Annotated in this window: 13 protein-coding genes, 1 tRNA gene, 1 other RNA gene and 2 pseudogenes; 5 read left to right on the top strand and 12 right to left on the bottom strand. The window is 67.2% G+C overall.

The genetic code is table 11. From position 1 onward, the window contains the following. Positions 1–9: 9 nt before the first annotated feature. The 4 genes from ACLQ3I_RS06210 to ffs all read right to left on the bottom strand — a co-directional run bounded on the left by ACLQ3I_RS06210 (position 10) and on the right by ffs (position 3288). Positions 10–447 carry a hypothetical protein gene (locus tag ACLQ3I_RS06210; protein WP_425800618.1) on the bottom strand — a complete coding sequence of 146 codons (438 nt, stop codon included), beginning with the start codon at positions 445–447 and terminating at the stop codon, positions 10–12. Continuing rightward, positions 429–1820, bottom strand: a complete 1392-nt coding sequence (locus ACLQ3I_RS06205; protein ID WP_425800616.1) for a glycosyltransferase 87 family protein — start codon at positions 1818–1820, stop codon at positions 429–431. Before ACLQ3I_RS06205 ends, ACLQ3I_RS06210 begins: the two co-directional genes overlap by 19 nt. A 31-nt stretch (positions 1821–1851) precedes the next feature. Then, positions 1852–3129 (bottom strand): aminotransferase class I/II-fold pyridoxal phosphate-dependent enzyme, encoded by a 1278-nt coding sequence (locus ACLQ3I_RS06200; RefSeq protein WP_425794734.1) that lies wholly within the window; start codon positions 3127–3129, stop codon positions 1852–1854. Between the two features lie 64 nt (positions 3130–3193). After that, positions 3194–3288: signal recognition particle sRNA small type (gene ffs, locus ACLQ3I_RS06195), an RNA gene on the bottom strand. A 207-nt stretch (positions 3289–3495) separates the two neighbouring features. On the opposite strand from ffs, the gene ACLQ3I_RS06190 reads away from it, so the two are divergent. After that, positions 3496–3584 (top strand) — tRNA-Ser (locus tag ACLQ3I_RS06190). 287 nt (positions 3585–3871) lie between these two features. Further along, positions 3872–5299 (top strand): acyl-CoA synthetase, encoded by a 1428-nt coding sequence (locus ACLQ3I_RS06185; RefSeq protein WP_425800614.1) that lies wholly within the window; start codon positions 3872–3874, stop codon positions 5297–5299. A 96-nt stretch (positions 5300–5395) separates the two neighbouring features. Here ACLQ3I_RS06185 and ACLQ3I_RS06180 read toward each other — a convergent pair whose 3' ends face one another. Beyond that, a complete protein-coding gene (locus ACLQ3I_RS06180) occupies positions 5396–6322 on the bottom strand; it encodes a hydroxymethylglutaryl-CoA lyase (RefSeq protein WP_425800612.1) in 927 nt (308 codons plus the stop codon). Between the two features lie 73 nt (positions 6323–6395). Here ACLQ3I_RS06180 and ACLQ3I_RS06175 point away from each other — a divergent pair, with 73 nt between their 5' ends. From ACLQ3I_RS06175 to ACLQ3I_RS06165, 3 genes are all read left to right on the top strand, one after another. After that, positions 6396–7385, top strand: a complete 990-nt coding sequence (locus tag ACLQ3I_RS06175) for a GlxA family transcriptional regulator (RefSeq protein ID WP_425800610.1) — start codon at positions 6396–6398, stop codon at positions 7383–7385. Between the two features lie 177 nt (positions 7386–7562). Further along, entirely contained in the window at positions 7563–8387 is an 825-nt protein-coding gene (locus tag ACLQ3I_RS06170) for an alpha/beta fold hydrolase (RefSeq protein WP_425800608.1), read from the top strand. A gap of 63 nt (positions 8388–8450) precedes the next feature. Further along, complete coding sequence (locus ACLQ3I_RS06165; RefSeq protein WP_425800606.1) at positions 8451–9023, top strand: GNAT family N-acetyltransferase; 573 nt, start codon at positions 8451–8453, stop codon at positions 9021–9023. Here the strand turns inward: ACLQ3I_RS06165 and ACLQ3I_RS06160 are convergent. From ACLQ3I_RS06160 to ACLQ3I_RS06130, 7 genes and pseudogenes are all read right to left on the bottom strand, one after another. Further along, positions 9016–9759 carry a DUF429 domain-containing protein gene (locus tag ACLQ3I_RS06160; RefSeq protein WP_425800604.1) on the bottom strand — a complete coding sequence of 248 codons (744 nt, stop codon included), beginning with the start codon at positions 9757–9759 and terminating at the stop codon, positions 9016–9018. The genes ACLQ3I_RS06165 and ACLQ3I_RS06160 overlap by 8 nt on opposite strands. A gap of 16 nt (positions 9760–9775) precedes the next feature. Then, positions 9776–11077 (bottom strand): TrpB-like pyridoxal phosphate-dependent enzyme, encoded by a 1302-nt coding sequence (locus ACLQ3I_RS06155; protein WP_267630832.1) that lies wholly within the window; start codon positions 11075–11077, stop codon positions 9776–9778. A 190-nt stretch (positions 11078–11267) separates the two neighbouring features. Then, entirely contained in the window at positions 11268–13661 is a 2394-nt protein-coding gene (locus tag ACLQ3I_RS06150) for a phosphoketolase family protein (protein WP_425800601.1), read from the bottom strand. Between the two features lie 123 nt (positions 13662–13784). Then, positions 13785–14393 (bottom strand): annotated as a pseudogene (locus tag ACLQ3I_RS06145) (SDR family oxidoreductase); the annotation flags it as partial. Between the two features lie 18 nt (positions 14394–14411). After that, positions 14412–14603 carry an SDR family NAD(P)-dependent oxidoreductase gene (locus ACLQ3I_RS06140; RefSeq protein ID WP_425800599.1) on the bottom strand — a complete coding sequence of 64 codons (192 nt, stop codon included), beginning with the start codon at positions 14601–14603 and terminating at the stop codon, positions 14412–14414. 92 nt (positions 14604–14695) lie between these two features. Next, positions 14696–15361 carry a response regulator gene (locus ACLQ3I_RS06135; protein ID WP_425800597.1) on the bottom strand — a complete coding sequence of 222 codons (666 nt, stop codon included), beginning with the start codon at positions 15359–15361 and terminating at the stop codon, positions 14696–14698. Next, positions 15354–17077 (bottom strand): annotated as a pseudogene (locus tag ACLQ3I_RS06130) (ATP-binding protein). Before ACLQ3I_RS06130 ends, ACLQ3I_RS06135 begins: the two are co-directional and overlap by 8 nt. Between the last annotated feature and the right edge of the window lie 11 nt (positions 17078–17088).

The raw sequence follows: 17088 nt of genomic DNA, 5'->3' as shown, positions 1-17088 counted from the left end.
GGTGTGGGGTCAGACGGTGGCGGTACCGCTGCACACGGGAGCAGGCAAGGACGGGATAAGCCCATGACCCACGGAACGGATGGTGACCCTGATGGGACCGCTGCCATGGAGGCCGTCGATCCAGTAACCGGGGAGATCGCCGAGGCCGTGTTGCCAATGCCGTTGGTGGGATTGTGCACGGCCGGTCGAGAGCTCCGTGACCGTCACAGTGGTGTCAGTGGTGTACGGGAACAGGCTCTTGCTGTCGGCCCAGATGCTGAAATCGCCCGGTCGGCCGGTGTCGGTGCGGACGGTGACTCCGGCAAAGAACGGGACGTCGACGATGTTCGGGTTGAGGCTCCAGCAATTCATGCCGATGTTCTGCGTTCGAGGGGCGGCCTGGGCCGGCCCAGCCACCCCGATCGTCGCGAGCACGGATGCCCCCAGCATCACGGTCGCGGTTGCCACTGTTCGATGTCGCATTCGTCTGCCTCCCAGTCACCCCGTGATCGGCTCTCCCTGACAGGTATGTCGTCTGTCGCAGTCACGTCATTACACGCAGGGCGGGATGCGACGACGGCCGGATCGGTGTCGGACACCGCGTTCTCGCGTCGTCGGAACACCACCATCGTCGCGATGGCCGTCACCAGGAAGACCGCGTTGTACGGGTAGTACGTGAACCACGTCAGCCACCCGATGCCGGTCTTGAAGAACAGCCCGATCAGATACGCGTCCGGGACGGTCCTGTTCACGAACCAGATCGGATGGGCGAGGTAGCTCCGCCAGGAGAACGTGACCAGGATCAGTGCGATGAGCCCCACCGTGATCAGGACGTAGGTCGTCGGGCGGCGGCCCGGCGTCATCAGCATGTGGAACCCGATCACCACCAGCGGGACGAACCACACCCAGTGATGCCCCCAGGACATGGGTGAGATCGCGCAACCGCTCATCCCGACGATGGTGATCGCGAGCAGTTCCTGTCCGTGCCGGTGCGCCAGCACTGCCGCATACATCCCGAGCGCCAGCGCGGCGACGACGACGGCGAGCCAGAGGAAACCGTTCGGGTCGTCGCTGTGCAAGAGGTTCGCGAGCAGACCGCGGATCGACTGGTTGCCCGGCGTCTGGGGTGCCCCCACTCGGTCGGAATCGAACAGTTTGCCGGTCCAGTACGACCACGATTCCCGCGGCAACGCCACGAAGCCGACGACGGCCGTGCCGACGAATCCGGCGGCCACGCCGGCCACTGCGCGCCACTGACGCAGCAGTGCCAGGTAGAAGACGAAGATCAGCGGGGTCAGCTTGATCCCGGCGGCGATGCCCGTGCCGACACCGTAGAGCCGACTGCGCTCCGGGCGGGCCAGGTCGGCGACGATGATCAGCAACAGGAAGACGTTGATCTGCCCGTACCAGATCGTCGTGCGGACGGGTTCCAGCAGCAAGACCACCGCCACCAGCGACATGCCGATACAGCGCAGCGGCCAGGTCGCCTGACGCCCAAGACTTTTGAAGCTCAGCATGACGATGAGATAGAGCGCGACAAATATCCCCGCGGTCCAGATGATCCGCGCCGCCTCGAACGACACCCAGGTGAACGGTGCGAACAGGAAGATCGAGATGGGCGTGTAGGTGTAGTCCATCTGCCCGAGGAACTTGGCGTCGTAGAGGTGGCCGCCGGTGAGCACCGTCCGGGCGCCATCGAGGTAGACCTGGAGGTCGAGCTGGTTGTCGAACAGTCCCCAGAACGGGGTGTTCAGGGGCACCACGACGTCCTGCAGCCAGATCGCGAGAAGCCCGACGAGCACAAATCCGACGGCGACCAGCGCCGATCGGTGGGTCCTCACGCTCTGCGGATGGTCACGGGCACGAGTCCGATCAGGATTCGCGCGTCGCCAAGAGGGTCTCCGAAGCTGCCAGCAGCACGCAGGTCGCGACGCCGTCCATGGCGGTTCGGAGATCATCTGTGGAGGGGAACGTCGGTGCCAGGCGGATGTTGCGGTCGAACGGATCTTCCTTGTAGGGGTACGTCGACCCGGCTGCGGTCAGTGCGATGCCCGCCTGCTTCGCGAGTTCGATGGTGCGTCGAGCAGTCCCGTCGATGACGTCGAGGCTGATGAAGTAGCCGCCCTCCGGCTCCGACCACGCGGCGACCTTCGAGTCGGCGAGGCGGTCGGCGAGGATGTCGAGCACCAGCCGGAATTTCGGCGCCAGGAGTTCCCGATGGCGGGCCATGTGCGCCCGGACGCCGTCGGCGTCGCCGAAGAACTTCGCGTGCCGGAGCTGATTGACCTTGTCCGGGCCGATCGTCTTGAACGCGAGGTGCCGGCTGAACCAGTCGACATTCGCTTTCGACGACCCGAAGAAGGACACACCGGCGCCGGCGAAGGTGATCTTCGACGTCGAGCCGAGCACGTACACGCGGTTGGGGTTGCCGGCCTCGGCCGCCATGTCGATCACCGGCAGCGGCGTCGGGGGCGCCTCGACGAGGGTGTGCACCGCGTAGGCGTTGTCCCAATAGATGCGGAAGTCGTCGGCGGCGGGCATCTCCAGCAGACCGCGCGTCACGTCTTCGGTGAACGTCACGCCGGTCGGGTTGGAGTAGGTCGGTACGGCCCACAGGCCCTTGATGCTGGGATCGGCTGCCGTGAGCGCAGCGCAGGCGTCGACGTCGGGGCCGTTCGGCAACATCGGCACCGGGATCATCTCGATGCCGTAGCTCTCGGTGATCGCGAAATGTCGGTCATAACCGGGCGCCGGGCACAGGAATTTGATGGGACCAGATCCCCACGGCTGCGCGGAATCGGGGTTGCCGTTCAGGAGCGAGAACACCGTGAGGTCGTGCATCAGCTCGAGGCTGGAGTTACCGAACGCGATCAGGTGGGCCGGGTCGACGGCGAGCAGTTCGCCGAACATCTCGCGGAGCTCCGGGAGGCCGGCCAATCCGCCGTAATTGCGGGTGTCGGTCCCCGCGGCGTCGCGGTATTCGGTCCCCGGCAGCGCCAGAAGCTCGTTCGAGAGGTCGAGCTGCTCGGGCGCGGGCTTGCCGCGGGTGAGGTCCAGTTTCAGGCCTGCCGCACACAATGCGTCGTAGAGATTCTGCAGTTCGGACTTGGTTTCACGGAGCTGGTCGGCACTCAACGAGTGATAGTTCAACGCAGGGACCTCTCCAGTGACACCGGCGTGGGTTGGCGGTGACGCTCCAAGCGGATGATTGTGTTTATGGGGACCCCGCGCACCCGAGAGAGCCCGTTGACCCTTGCTGCCTTCCGGCCCTGGGGGAGTTCACAGGATGCACGCCGCGCGGGATCCGCCGTCAAGTGTAGCGGGCGGTCGGCGCCGATCGACAATCGGTGGTCCACCACCCTGCTCACCGGCCCTTACGCGCAAAGACCTCATCTCCGGCCGGGGACCTTTCGCGCGCGCAGGGTCCCTGATCACAGGTGAGGTATCCGTCGTCATCGAGGTGGCCGTCGCGCCCGGTTTTGGGCCAGCAGCCCCTCGGCCGCTATCATCCCTGACGGAGGATTCGCCTAGTGGCCTATGGCGCTCGCCTGGAACGCGGGTTGGGTTAACAGCCCTCAGGGGTTCGAATCCCCTATCCTCCGCCACACGAGATCCGTGGCCGTTCTTCTCGCTCGTCGGTGAGAATGGCTGCGGATCTTTCGTCTCTGCGGGTTCGGTCTGCGGGTTCGGGTGGTGCGATCAGCACAAAACCGCGCCGGGCAGCACACATCTGTGCCGACCGGCGCGGTGGAAGTTTGGACAAGACCGGGGGTTTCTGTAATCACCCCGGCCTCTGGTTCAACAAGCGAGTTACAGCATCGCGTGAACGTGGCCCCAACGATAGCAGGCCGGTGCACGCACCGACGAATCGTCCAAGTGGGAAGCTGATGGGGTGCTGTTTCCGACGCTGACACCCACCGCACCCGACATCCCCGACGCGATCACGATCGGCGACGACCGACTCTCCCGGGAGGACCTGGTCGGCGCGGCGACCGCGGTCGCCGAGCGAGTCGCCGGCGCCCGGGTTCTGGCGGTCTACGCGAGGCCGACGACGGACACCGTGCTCGCCATCGTCGGCTGCCTGATCGCCGGTGTCGCCGCAGTGCCCGTGCCACCCGACTCCGGGCCGCGCGAAATCGAGCACATCCTCGGCGATTCCGGCGCGCAGGCCTGGCTGGGTGCCGCGCCCGACGATCCGACCCTGCCGGTGATTCCGGTGCGGCGCTACGCCAGATCGTGGCATCGCCATCCCGAGCCGCCCGAATCGTCGATCGCCCTCGTCCTGTACACCTCCGGCACCACCGGGCTACCCAAGGGCGTTCCGATCACCCGCTCCGCCATCGCCGCGGGCCTCGACGCGCTGGGCGACGCCTGGCAGTGGACCGCCGATGATGCACTCGCTCACGGTCTTCCGCTCTTTCATGTTCATGGCCTGATCCTCGGGATGCTCGGTCCGTTGCGCCGGGGCGGACGCCTGATCCACACGGTCACGCCGACACCGCAGAACTACGCAGCCGCGATGAGCCGTGGCGCGACCATGTTCTTCGGCGTGCCGACCGTCTGGACTCGTGTTGCGTCCGATCCCGCTGCAGCACAGGCACTGTCACCGGCACGGCTGCTGGTGTCCGGCAGCGCCCCGCTACCGGTCCCCGTCTTCGAGAAGATCCGCGACCTCACCGGCCACGAGATCATCGAGCGATACGGCATGACCGAGACGATGATCACCGTGAGCACGAGGGTCGACGGAGAACGCCGTCCCGGCTGGGTCGGCTTCCCGCTCGACGGTGTCGAGACCCGACTACGCGAGGGCGACCTCGACCTCCCGCACGACGGCGAGTCGGTCGGCGATCTCCATGTACGCGGCCCGATGATGTCTTCCGGTTATCTCCATCAGCCGGAGAAGACTGCCGGCGCCGGGAGCGGAGCGAGCGGGCCGAATCCCAACGAGTCCTGGCTCGACGACGGGTTTTTCGCCACCGGCGATGTCGCGGTGATCGATCCGGGCGGCATGCACCGGATCGTCGGACGGCGGGCCACCGACCTGATCAAGTCGGGCGGCTTCCGCATCGGGGCCGGCGAGATCGAGACCGTGTTGCTCGGTCATCCAGCCGTCGACGAGGTGGCCGTGATCGGCGCCCCCGACGACGACCTCGGTCAGCGCATCGTCGCCTACGTCGTCGGCGGACGCGTCCCCGACACCGAGCTCATCGACCTGGTCGCCGGGGAACTGTCACACCACAAGCGGCCCAGGGAGATCCGCTTCGTCGAGTCACTCCCCCGCAACGCCATGGGCAAGGTTCAGAAGAAGCTGCTCGACTGAGGGTCACCCACCCCGACAGTTCCTGCGCCGGAAATGTGTTCGTGTGCGGAATGTATTTGACGCACGAACACGAGACCGGAGAAGGAACGCGGTCGGTCAGTGGACGGGCGCCGGAAACCCGCCCGCATGCAAAACCATGGCGGGCAGTCGGCGCCCGAAGATCCCTTCGAGCCATTCGCCGGACGCCTGCAGAGCAGTGGTGTCGAGCCCGTGTGCGATCCCGGTGCGGTCCAGCGCGTAGGCAAGGTCCTCGGTGGCGATGTTGCCGGTCGCGTTCGGCGCGAACGGGCAACCACCGATACCGCCGAGGCTCGCATCGAGGATGGTGACGCCGGATTCGACGGCGGCGAGTGCGTTGCCGATGCCGCAACTACGAGTGTCGTGGAAGTGGGCCCGCAATGCGGCGCCCGAGGGCACCAGAACCGACGCGACCCCGAAACGCTCCCGCACGTCCTTCGGTACGGCCACCCCGATGGTGTCCGCGAGGGACAGCTCCGTCGGCGGTTCCTCGAGGACACGATCGAGGATCGTCCGCAACCGATCAACGGGAACCTCACCCTCGAACGGGCAGCCGAAGGCGACCGCGATCGTCAGGTTGGCGGTGATGCCCGCCTCGCGTGCGGTACGGGCGATGCGGTGCCAGATCGCCACCCCGCCGTCGACGTCGGTGCCTTGATTCCGCCCACTGAAGGTGTCGGTGCAGTGGACGACGGCATTGATCTCGGTGACGCCGGCGGCGAGCGCACGTTCGAGTCCCCGCTCGTTGAGCACCAGCGCGCTGTAGGCCACCCCGTCCCCGCTCGGCAGCAGGCCGACGAGGTCCTCCGCGTCCGCCATGGCCGGCACCTTCTTGGGATGGACGAAGCTCGTGACCTCGACGTTTCGAGCCCCGTACTGCACCGCACGTTCGACGAGTTCCCGTTTCTGGGCGGTGGTCAGCTCCACCTTCTCGTTCTGGAGTCCATCGCGAGGCGCAACCTCGACGATGGTGACCCGGGGCTCACTGGGACCTGCCACGCTCATGCCGTCAGCCTACCGATCGCACCGTCCCGGTCGACGACGGCAGACTCGCACGCGGCAGATTAGATTTACTCCCATGAAGCCAGTTGGTCTGTCCGCGGTACCGTCGCACCGTCGGATCGGCATCGTCGTGTTCGACGGCGTCAAGATGCTCGATTTCTCCGGTCCCGCAGAGGTCTTCGTGGAAGCGAATCAGCACGCCGGCGATTACGAAGTCGTCGTGTTGTCGCCCGGCGGCGGAGATGTGACGACGTCGGTCCACGCACGGCTGAGCACGGAAGCGGTGGCCGGCTCGGGCCGCTTCGACACCGTCCTGGTCGCGGGCAGCGAACTCGCTCCTCCGAAGTTCCTGACCGACGAACTCATCGACGCCGTCCTCGACCTGTCGTCACGCACCCGCCGGCTGGCCTCGGTGTGCACCGGCTCCTTCGTCCTCGCCGCGGCGGGACTCCTGGACGGGCGCGCCGCGACGACGCACTGGAAGTTCACCGCCGACCTCGCACATCGCTACCCGTTGATCAAGGTCGACGACGACGCGATCTTCGTCCGCGACGGCGACGTCTACAGCTCGGCCGGGGTCGTTGCTGGCATCGACCTGAGCCTGGCCCTGGTCGAGGACGACCACGGCGCGGAGGTCGCTCGACGAACCGCGCAGGGCCTGCTCGTCTACATGCAACGCGGTGGCGGTCAGTCGCAGTTCTCGGCGTCGTTGCAAGGGCCGATCCCCCGCAGCAGCATGGTCCGCAAGGTCACCGACCACGTCCGCGGCAATCCTCGACTCCCACACACGGTCGGCAGCCTCGCGGCACACGTGAACGTCAGTGCCCGCCAACTGACCCGGCTGTTCCGGGATGAACTGGCCACCACACCGGCCGGCTATGTCGCGGCGACGCGCTTCGAGGTCGCGTGCGAGAGCCTTCACGCCGGATTCAGCGTCACCCAGGCCGCGCGGGCCGCCGGCTACAGCAGTGGCGAGGTGATGCGACGCGCGTTCATCGCGCGGATCGGGATCTCGCCGCGAAAGTACCAACAGCGCTTCGCGACCACCGGGCCGATCGCGGTCTGACCACGCGTCGTCGCCCCGCCGCGAGATGTGGCGCAAAAGGGGGTGTTCCTGGCGCGTGAAGTGGGACCGCGCGGGCCGAGACCACGGCACACTGAAGTGGCCGGTTGCGCCCGGATGTCTCACGGCGCGGCAACCGGCGACACCGCACCGTTGCACCCATTTCGAAGGAGCACCACCATGCCCACGATCACCACCTCCGACGGCGTCGAGATCTTCTACAAGGATTGGGGTAGCGGCCGGCCCATCGTCTTCAGTCACGGCTGGCCGCTGTCGTCGGACGACTGGGACACGCAGATGATGTTCTTCCTCGCGGAGGGCTATCGGGTGATCGCCCACGATCGCCGTGGACACGGTCGCTCGACGCAGGTGGCCGACGGACACGACATGGACCACTACGCGGCCGATCTCGCCGCGGTCGTCGAGCACCTCGACCTGTCCGATGCGATCCACGTCGGGCACTCGACCGGTGGCGGCGAGGTTGCCCACTACCTCGCACAGCACGGCCAGGACCGCGCAGCCAAGGCCGTCCTGATCAGCTCGGTTCCCCCGCTCATGGTGAATACCGACGCCAACCCGGACGGGATTCCCAAGGACGTCTTCGACGGCATCCAGGCGCAGGTCGCCACCGGCCGCGCCGACTTCTTCCGTACCTTCGCCGAAGGTCCGTTCTACGGTTACAACCGGGAGGGCGCCGCACCGTCCGAGGGCGTCATCGCCAACTGGTGGCGGCAGGGGATGATGGGCGGCGCCAAGGCGCACTACGACGGTGTGGTCGCGTTCTCCCAGACCGACTTCACCGACGACCTGCGGAAGATCACCATCCCCACGCTGGTGCTGCACGGCGAGGATGACCAGGTGGTCCCCTATCAGAACACCGGTGTGTTGTCGGCGGAGTTGCTGCCCAACAGCACCCTGAAGACCTACCCCGGGTTCCCGCACGGCATGCCGACCACCGAGGCAGCGACCATCAACGCCGATCTCCTGGAGTTCTTCCGTTCGTGACGACCGCGTCGACAGGCGCCGGCGGTCTTGCCGATCCGGTGCCCGTCGACGATGGTGGAACGCATGGCGATCGAGGTACGCCCGGCGACGCGGTTCGCCGACGTCCGCACCATGGTCGGGCCGAAGCGGCCCGACGCCAATGTCTGCTGGTGTCTGAGCTATCGGATTCCCAACAAGCTCAATCAGGAACTCGCGCGCGAGGATCGTGGCGAGTACGTGAAGAAACTGTGCAGGCAGAAGCCGCCACCCGGCGTCCTCGCCTACGACGGTGACGAGGTGGTCGGCTGGGCGGCGGTCGCGCCGCGGGCCGACACCACGTTCGCCGGTAACCGGAAGATCCCGCACGTCGACGACCTCGACGTGTGGTCGGTGTGGTGCATCCGCATTCGTCCGGGCCATCGTAAGCAGGGCATCTCACACCCGCTGCTGGCCGGGGCCGTCGAGTTCGCCCGCACCAACGGGGCGCCCGCCGTCGAGGGGTATCCGGTCGACAACGCCGGCGACAGGGTCGACCTGACCATGGCCTACGTCGGCACGCGAAAACTGTTCGAGGACAACGGTTTCGAATGGGCCGCCGACACGACGTCGGTGCTGAACGGATTTCCGCGCGTGCTGATGCGCTTGGATCTCACGTGACCAGATCGCTCAGAGCACATTCCGGGACGTGAATCCATCCCTCACGAGCCGCGACGGCCCGGTCGCGGTGGTCGGGAAGGAAGGTCTGTCCCGACGTCGCCGCACGCGCGATCAGCGCGGTGATCACCGCATCGAACGCGTTGTCATCCTGGGTCAGGAGTTCTCGGTGGTCGGAGAGATCCAGCCATGGCGCGCTCTCGACGAGGGACTCGTACGACGTGGCGAGCACAGCGCGCCGTGCGACGCCCTTGTAACCACGGGACGTGAGTCCCCATTGCTTCAGTGCTGCAGCCGGATAGGCCTCGACTGCCCATCCGGTCACACGATCGACGACGCCCAGATCCGCGATCAGCCCGGCCGCCCGGAACGCCACGTGCGCGATCTGGTCCGCGGACACGCTCAGCGGTCGGCCCCACCCGTTCTCCACGACGACGCGGTCGGTCCGTCGATAGGCCAGCGGCCTTCGTTGCTCGATGTCGTCGAGAGACCGTCCGGCGCCGAGCTCGCCCCGGTGTTGCGCGACGACGAAATCCACGAACGCATCCGGCCATCCGAACGGGGCGTCGATACCGACCTTCTCCGCACCGACCACCAGGTCGGCGATGTGCGCGTCGGTCGCGGGCATCACCAGGTCGACCAGTCGCGCGGCCCCGGGTGACCAGTCGACCACCGCGACCGCAGTGAACTTCGGCGACGCGGCCAGGTCGACACCGACCGTCCGCATCGCCGAACCCATCGAATCCGTCTGTCGCTCAGAACTTTCCGTCGAGGAACTCCGCATACGCCGGGAGGTCGAGCTGCCCGTGGCCGGAGAGTCCGATCACCACCACCTCTTCTTTGTCGCTGTCGGCGACGTGAGCGGCGCACGCGGCGATGGCGTGGGTCGACTCCGGAGCCGGGACGATGCCCTGCGTCCGCGCGAACTGCACGCCTGCCGAGAACGCGTCATGCTGAGTGATCGCGACACCCTGCACCAGGCCGAGTTCCACTGTGTGACTCAACGCCGGCGCCATACCGTGGTAGCGCAGCCCGCCCGCATGGATGGGATCGGGAACGAAGTCCATTCCGAGCGTGTGCATCTTGAGCAATGGAGTCAGGCCCGCGACATCGCCGTGGTCGTAGCGGTACTCGCCTTGCGTGATCGACGGGCACGCGGCGGGTTCGGCTGCGACGACCCGCGGGTTCGACCGGCCGTGGATCTTCTCGCGCAGGAACGGGAACGACAGCCCGGCGAGATTGGAACCGCCACCAGCGCAGCCGAAGACGACGTCGGCGCCACCGGGCTCGACGGCATCGAGCTGCTCGACTGCCTCCACCCCGATCACACTCTGGTGCAACACAACGTGATTGAGCACACTGCCCAGCGCGTAGCGGGTGTCCGGGTCACCGGCGGCGACCTCAACGGCCTCGCTGACGGCCATACCGAGGCTACCGGTGGTGTCGGGGTCCTTGGCCAGCATCGCGCGGCCGGACTCGGTGAGGTCCGACGGCGACGGATGCAAGGTGCCTCCGTAGGTGCGGATCAGGTGCCCGCGATACGGCTTCGAGTCGTAGGAGGCGCGGACCTGCCAGACCTCGATGTCGATGCCGAACTGCGCACCGGCGAACGCCAGCGCGCTACCCCATTGTCCGGCACCGGTTTCGGTGGTCAGCTTCCGCACGCCGTCGACGCTGTTGTAGTAGGCCTGCGCGACAGCCGAGTTCGTCTTGTGACTGCCGACCGGGCTGACACCCTCGTATTTCACGTAGATCCGGGCTTTGGTGTTGAGTGCCTCCTCGAACCGACGCGCCCGGATCAGCGGGGAGGGCCGCCACATCCGGTAGATCTCCCGCACCGGATCGGGGATCTCGATATACGGGTCGGTGGACACCTCTTGCGCGATCAGGCCTGCAGGGAACAGCGCAACGAGGTCGTCGGGTCCGACCGGCTCCTTGGTTCCCGGATGCAGATGCGGCGGGATCGGCACGTCGAGCTCGGCTGCGAGGTTGTACCAGTGGGTCGGCACCCCGACGGTCACCAGATCGGGATTGGTGGCGTCCACGTTCATCGTCATGCGAACACTGTAAACGGGCTGTTGCGGACGGTGGCCTCGATACGCTTCCTCGCTGCGCTCGTCGGCTACTCGACCAGCGGGCGAGCGGTGTCCTCGCTGCGCTCGTCGGCTACTCGACCAGCGGGCGGCACCGCCGATCGAGTAGGACGAGGCGCCAGCCGAGGACGTATCGAGATCCCCGCCGCGACCGCTACGACCAGGTCCAGTCCCGGATCTCCGGGAGGTCCTCGAAGTACTCGCGGACGTGATCGTGATGGCGGGCCAACTGCCGGTGGCAGAACTCGACGAGTTCCTCGGAACGTTCGGGCACCCGACGCGATCGGCGGAGCGCTTCGAGGACAAGGTGATAGCGGCTCATCTTGTTGAGCACCACCATGTCGAACGGCGTGGTCGTGGTGCCCTGCTCGGAGAATCCGCGTACGTGGAATCGGTCCGCGTCGGGCTGCCCGTGCAGGAGCTGATGGACCGCGCGCGGGTATCCGTGGAATGCGAACACCACGTGACCGTCACGGGTGAACAGGTCGACGAAGTCGTCGTCGGACATCCCGTGTGGATGGTCGGCCTGCGGCAGCAACGACATCAGGTCCATCACGTTGACCACCCGGACCCGCAGATACGGCACCCACTCACGAAGCATCTGGGCCGCCGCGAGGATCTCCTGAGTGGGCACATCACCGGCGCCGGCCAGCACGATGTCCGGGTCGTCGTTGTTGTCGCCCTCGGTCCCCGCCCACGGCCAGATCGAGATACCGGCCGCCGCCTGGTCGTTGGCCTCGTCGAGCGAGAGGTACTGCAGATGCGGCTGTTTGTCGACGACCAGGAGGTTCACGTGGTTGCGGCTGCGAAAGCAGTGTTCGGCGATGGAAAGCAGCGAATTGGAGTCCGGCGGCAGCCAGATCCGCACCACGTCGGGTGCCAGCGGCAGCACCGCGTCGATCAACCCGGGCCCTTGATGGGAGAAGCCGTTGTGATCATTGCGCCAGCAGGTGGAGGTCAACAGGATGTTCAGCGACGCGACCGGCTCACGCCAGTCCAGGGTCGCGGCGTGCTGCAGCCACTTGGTGTGCTGGATGACCATCGACGCACTCACCATCGCGAACGCCTCGTAGGTGGCGAAGAGTCCGTGCCGGCCGCTGAGGAGGTAACCCTCCAACCAGCCCTGACACAGGTGTTCGCTCAGCACCTCCATCACCCGTCCCGATTGGGACAGATTGTCGTCGTGCTCGGTGGTGGGGAGTTGCCAGCAGCGATCGGTCGCCTCGAACACCGCGGCGAGACGATTGCTCGCGGTCTCGTCCGGACAGAACAGCCGGAACGCGCCACCGTCGTCGTCGGACGACAAGTTCTCGGAGTAGATGTCGCGCATGTACTCGCCGAGCACGCGGGTGGTCTCGTGGATCGTCGCTCCCGGCTTGTCGACCTCGAGTGCGTAGCGGGCGATCGGTGGCAGCTTCAACGGGGTCAGCAGCCGACCGCCATTGGCATAGGGCGTCGCACCCATTCGCCGGTCGCCCTCGGGGGCGAGCCCGGCGATCTCCTCGACGATCGAACCCGCCGCGTCGAAGATCTCGTCGGGCCGGTACGACCGCAACCAGGTCTCCAGGATCTCCAGGTGTTCCGGATTCTCGCGGACGCTCGACAGCGGCACCTGATGCGCCCAGTGCGTGCCCTCGATGAGTTCGCCGTCCACCTCGTGCGGACCGGTCCAGCCCTTGGGGGTGCGCAGCACGATCGCCGGCCACCGGGTGCCGACCGACGGCCCGTCGTCGCGCGCCTCGGCCTGGAGGTCACGGATGATGCGATTTGACTGGTCGATCGCCGACTTCAGATCGCGCAACACGGTCTTCGGGTCATCACCCTCGACGAACATCGGGGTCCAGCCCTGTCCGCCGAGATAGTCGGCGATGTCGCTGTCGCTGCTGCGGCCGAGGACGGTCGGTCCGGCGATCTTCGCGCCGTTGAGATGCAGGATCGGCAGCACCGCCCCGTCGCGGGCGGCATTGAGGAAGGCCGGGATCTTCCACGATCCCGACAGCGGCCCGGTCTCCGCCTCCCCGTCGCCGACGACGCAGACCACCGTGAGGTCGGGATGGTCGAAAGCGGCACCTGCGGCGTGCACCAGGGCATAGCCGAGTTCTCCGCCCTCGTGGATGCTGCCCGGCGTCTGCACGCTGACGTGACTGGGGATACCGCCCGGGGTGGAGAACTGGCGGCACAGCTTCAGTACTCCCCGCGCGTCCCGCGAAACGTGCGGATAGACCTCGGTGTAGGTGCCTTCGAGATAGACGTTGGCGACCAGCGCGGGCCCGCCGTGTCCCGGCCCGGTGACGTAGAGCCAGTCCGAATCCGTTTCGCGGATCACGCGATTGAGCACGGTGTAGATCGCGGACAGTCCGGGGCTGGTGCCCCAGTGGCCGAGCAGTCGCGGCTTGATGTGGTCTGCGGTCAGTGGTTCGCGCAGTAACACGTTGTCCTGCAGATAGATCTGCGCGACCGTCAGGTAGTTGGCGGCCGCCCACCATCGGAGGTCGGCGGCGAGCTCATCGTCGGTGTAGGCGGCGTGGTCGGTGCGGGTCTCGGTCAACGAGGACTCCTTCGGTGTGCTCCGGGCGTCGGACACTCCCCCTCCACTGTTCTAGCCCGGCGATCAGGTGCGGTCCAGCAAACTCTTGTGGGTTGCGTCGAATCCGCGAGCTCGGCGCCGCTCTCAGTCCATCCCGTTGGACAACGAGATCGAATCGCCCGATCGGCAACGTCCCTGCTCGGAGACGAGGTACAGCACCGCATTCGCGACATCGTCGGGTTCCAGCAAGCCCGGCCGCGGACGCCCCTGCGCGAACATCTCCTCGACATCGTCGCGGCCGGGGTTCTCGACATCGGGCCGGATGAGCCGGTAGGTCGCCGGGTTGTGGATCATCATCGTGTTCACTCCGGACGGCAGCACGGCGTTGACCGTGATCCCGTATTCGGCCACCTCGTAGGCCACCGACTGCACCAGCGCGACGACCCCGGCCTTGGCTGCCGCGTAGTGGCCCGAGTTGGTCGCGCCGGTCTTCGCGACACTCGACGACGTCGCGACGATGCGCCCGGCCCGGCGCTCGATCATGTGCGGCAGGACGGCCCGGAAAGAGTTGAAGACCCCGGTGAGGTTGACGTCGATCATCGTCTGCCAGCGCCGCGCCGACATGGTCGCGATCGGGCCGCTGCTCGCTATGCCGGCGTTGGCGATCAGGACGTCGATCCGGCCATGGGCGGCGAGCACCCTGCCCACGACTCCCTCGACCGCCGACAGATCGCGCACGTCGGCTGTGATGCCGAGACAGCGTCGACCGAGCTATTCGACGTCACGCGTCGTGCGCTCGACGTCGTCGGGGGTGGCCGTCTCGTACTCCACCTCCGACACCGGTGCAGCGATGTCGCAGAACACGATGTCGGCGCCTTCGCGTGCCAGGGTCAGCGCATGCGCGCGACCCTGTCCGCGGGCACCGCCGGTGATCATCGCGACCTTGCCTTCGAGCAATCCCATTGCGGCGCCCTTCCACTCGTCTCGGAAACGTCGTTGAGGGTGCAGACCGGCCCGGCCCGTCGAATTCATCGCGGTCGACGGAAGTCCCCAGGTCAGCCCGGCAGCCGGTACTCCTGTCGTGGCCGCCCCGTACTCCCGTATTGCAGCGACATCCGGAGCCGCCCCGCGGACACCAGATGTGCGAGATGACGACGCGCGGTGGCCGCCGAGACACCGACCGCCTCCGACACCTGGTCGGCGAACAGCGGCCCGCCGGCGGTTGCGAACAGTTCGAGGATGCGCTGTTCGGTATGTGAGCCCGCGTCCGGTCGATCGGATCCTCGGGTGCCGAATCGCAATGCCGAGAGCGCCGAATCCACGGCGTGCTGATCGACGTTGTCGGCGGCGAGGACGCGCCGGTACTGGGCGTAGCCGGCCAACCGCCTGGCGAGTTCGGTGTCGTCGAAGGGCTTGATCAGGTAGGCCAGCGCTCCGGCACGCATCGCCCGGCGCACCGCGGCCGCATCCGTCTCCGCACCGACGATGAACGCGTCGCACGGCAATTCGGCGACGAGGTCGATACCCGAGCCGTCGGGCAGATACACATCGAGCAACGCCAGGTCGACGTCGGGATGATCGGCGACGGCGGCGCGGGCCGCGGCGATGTTGCCCGCCCGCGCGACGACACGGAACCCGCGCACGGCGTCGACGATGGTGGCGTGCAACGCGGCGACCCGGAAATCGTCGTCGACGATGAGGACACCGAGGTCGTCACCCATCTGCGCCACCTCCGCTCGTCTCGTCGTCGGTCGTCGCGGAACCGGTGTTGATCACGGCCGGCAGGCGAGCGACCAGGACCGCACCCGCGAGCTCATTCTCCACCCGGCCGACAGCGACCCCGTCGTCGCCGAGAGCACCCGCACGGCCGCCCGGGTCCGCCACCCAGATGTCTCCTCCGATGCGCCTCGCGACCTGCCGAGATAGCGCCAACCCCATCCCCCGGCCGCCGGGCACACCCGGGTCGACCTTGGTGGTCACGCCCTCGTCGAAGATCACGTCCGGATCGTCGACGCCGAGTCCGGGGCCGGAATCGCTGACCGTGATGAACATGTCGTCGCCGTCGGTCAGCACCTCCACCTCGACGACGGCCTGCCGCTCATCTCGACCGGCACTCGCCGAACCCGGCGCGCTCGCGTCGATCGCGTTGTCCACCAGGTTGCCCAGCACCGTCGTCACCACCACCGGATCCCGCAGAGCGCCCTGCACCCAGGTCTGTTCACCGAGCCGCAAGGTGACCCCGCGCTCCCGGGCGTGGGCCGCCTTCGCGTCGAGAAACGCCTGCAGATGCGGTTCGCCGATGTTGTCGAGTCCTCGAGCCGAGAACTCCGCGGACCGGCGCCGCTCAGTTCGTCGAGGTAGGCGATCGCCTCGGCCGTGTGGTCGTGGCGCAACAACCCTGCAAGCACGTGCATCCGGTTTGCGGTCTCGTGGCGATGCGCGCGCAAGGCGGTACTCATCGCCCGGATCGAGTCCACCTCTCGGGTGAGTCGCTCCACGTCGGTCCGGTCGATCACCGACATCACCATGCCGAGGTCACGTCCGTCGGCCTCCACGGTGTGCGAACTGACGAGCACCACCCGATCTCCGACGGTGGCGGCGATGGGCTCGGCGATCGGTTGATCGAGCACACTGCGGACGCGCGGCGAGAGCCCGAGCTCGTCGACGTTCCGGCCGACCGGATCGGTGAGGTCGAGCAGTCGCCGGGCCGTGTCGTTGAGGACCCGGACGATCCCCTTGCTGTCGACGGCGAGGACTCCGTCGGCCATCGAGTGCAGGACCGCGCCTTGTTGCCGGACGAGTTCGGTGAGCTCGTCGGGTTCGAGTCCGAGCGTCAGTCGGCGCCATCGTCGGGCCAACAGGGCAGAACCGACCGCACCGACGGCGAGCGCGACCAAGGCGATGAGGACGGTGGCCACGGTGTCGCGGCGGGTCTCGCCGGCCAGCCGTGCCGTCGACACCCCGACACTGACGAAGCCGACGACCCGCCCGTCGTCGTAGACCGGCACCTTCGCGCGGACGGACTCTCCGAGAGTGCCACGGTCGGTGCTCACCTCCTCGTTGCCCGCCAACGCGTTCGACGGGTCGGTGGAGACCTGCCTGCCGATCTCGTCGGGTTCCGGATGTGCGAGCCGGACCCCGCTGTCGTTGCCGATCACCACGAACAGTGCACCCGTCCGCTGTTGCACGGCGATCGCTTCGGCCTGCAGCGGCCCGGATACGAGTTCGCGATGGTCGACGGCAGCACCTCGATGGCTCGCGACCTGACTCTGGACGTCGGAGTCGGCGGCGACCGATTGTGCGATCGCGAGGGCGCGTTGCGCGTATTCCTCCCGTACGCGATCATCCGATCCGGAGATCACCAGCCCGAAACCGACGCTCAGGCTGATCGCGATGACGGCGAGTTGCAGGAGGAGAACCTGCGTTCGCAATCGCATGCGGTCAGCCT

Origin of the sequence: Gordonia sp. DT101 (assembly GCF_049844895.1) — a bacterium.
Classification (GTDB): Bacteria; Actinomycetota; Actinomycetes; order Mycobacteriales; family Mycobacteriaceae; genus Gordonia.
This window is presented reverse-complemented; position numbering and strand designations above follow the sequence as displayed.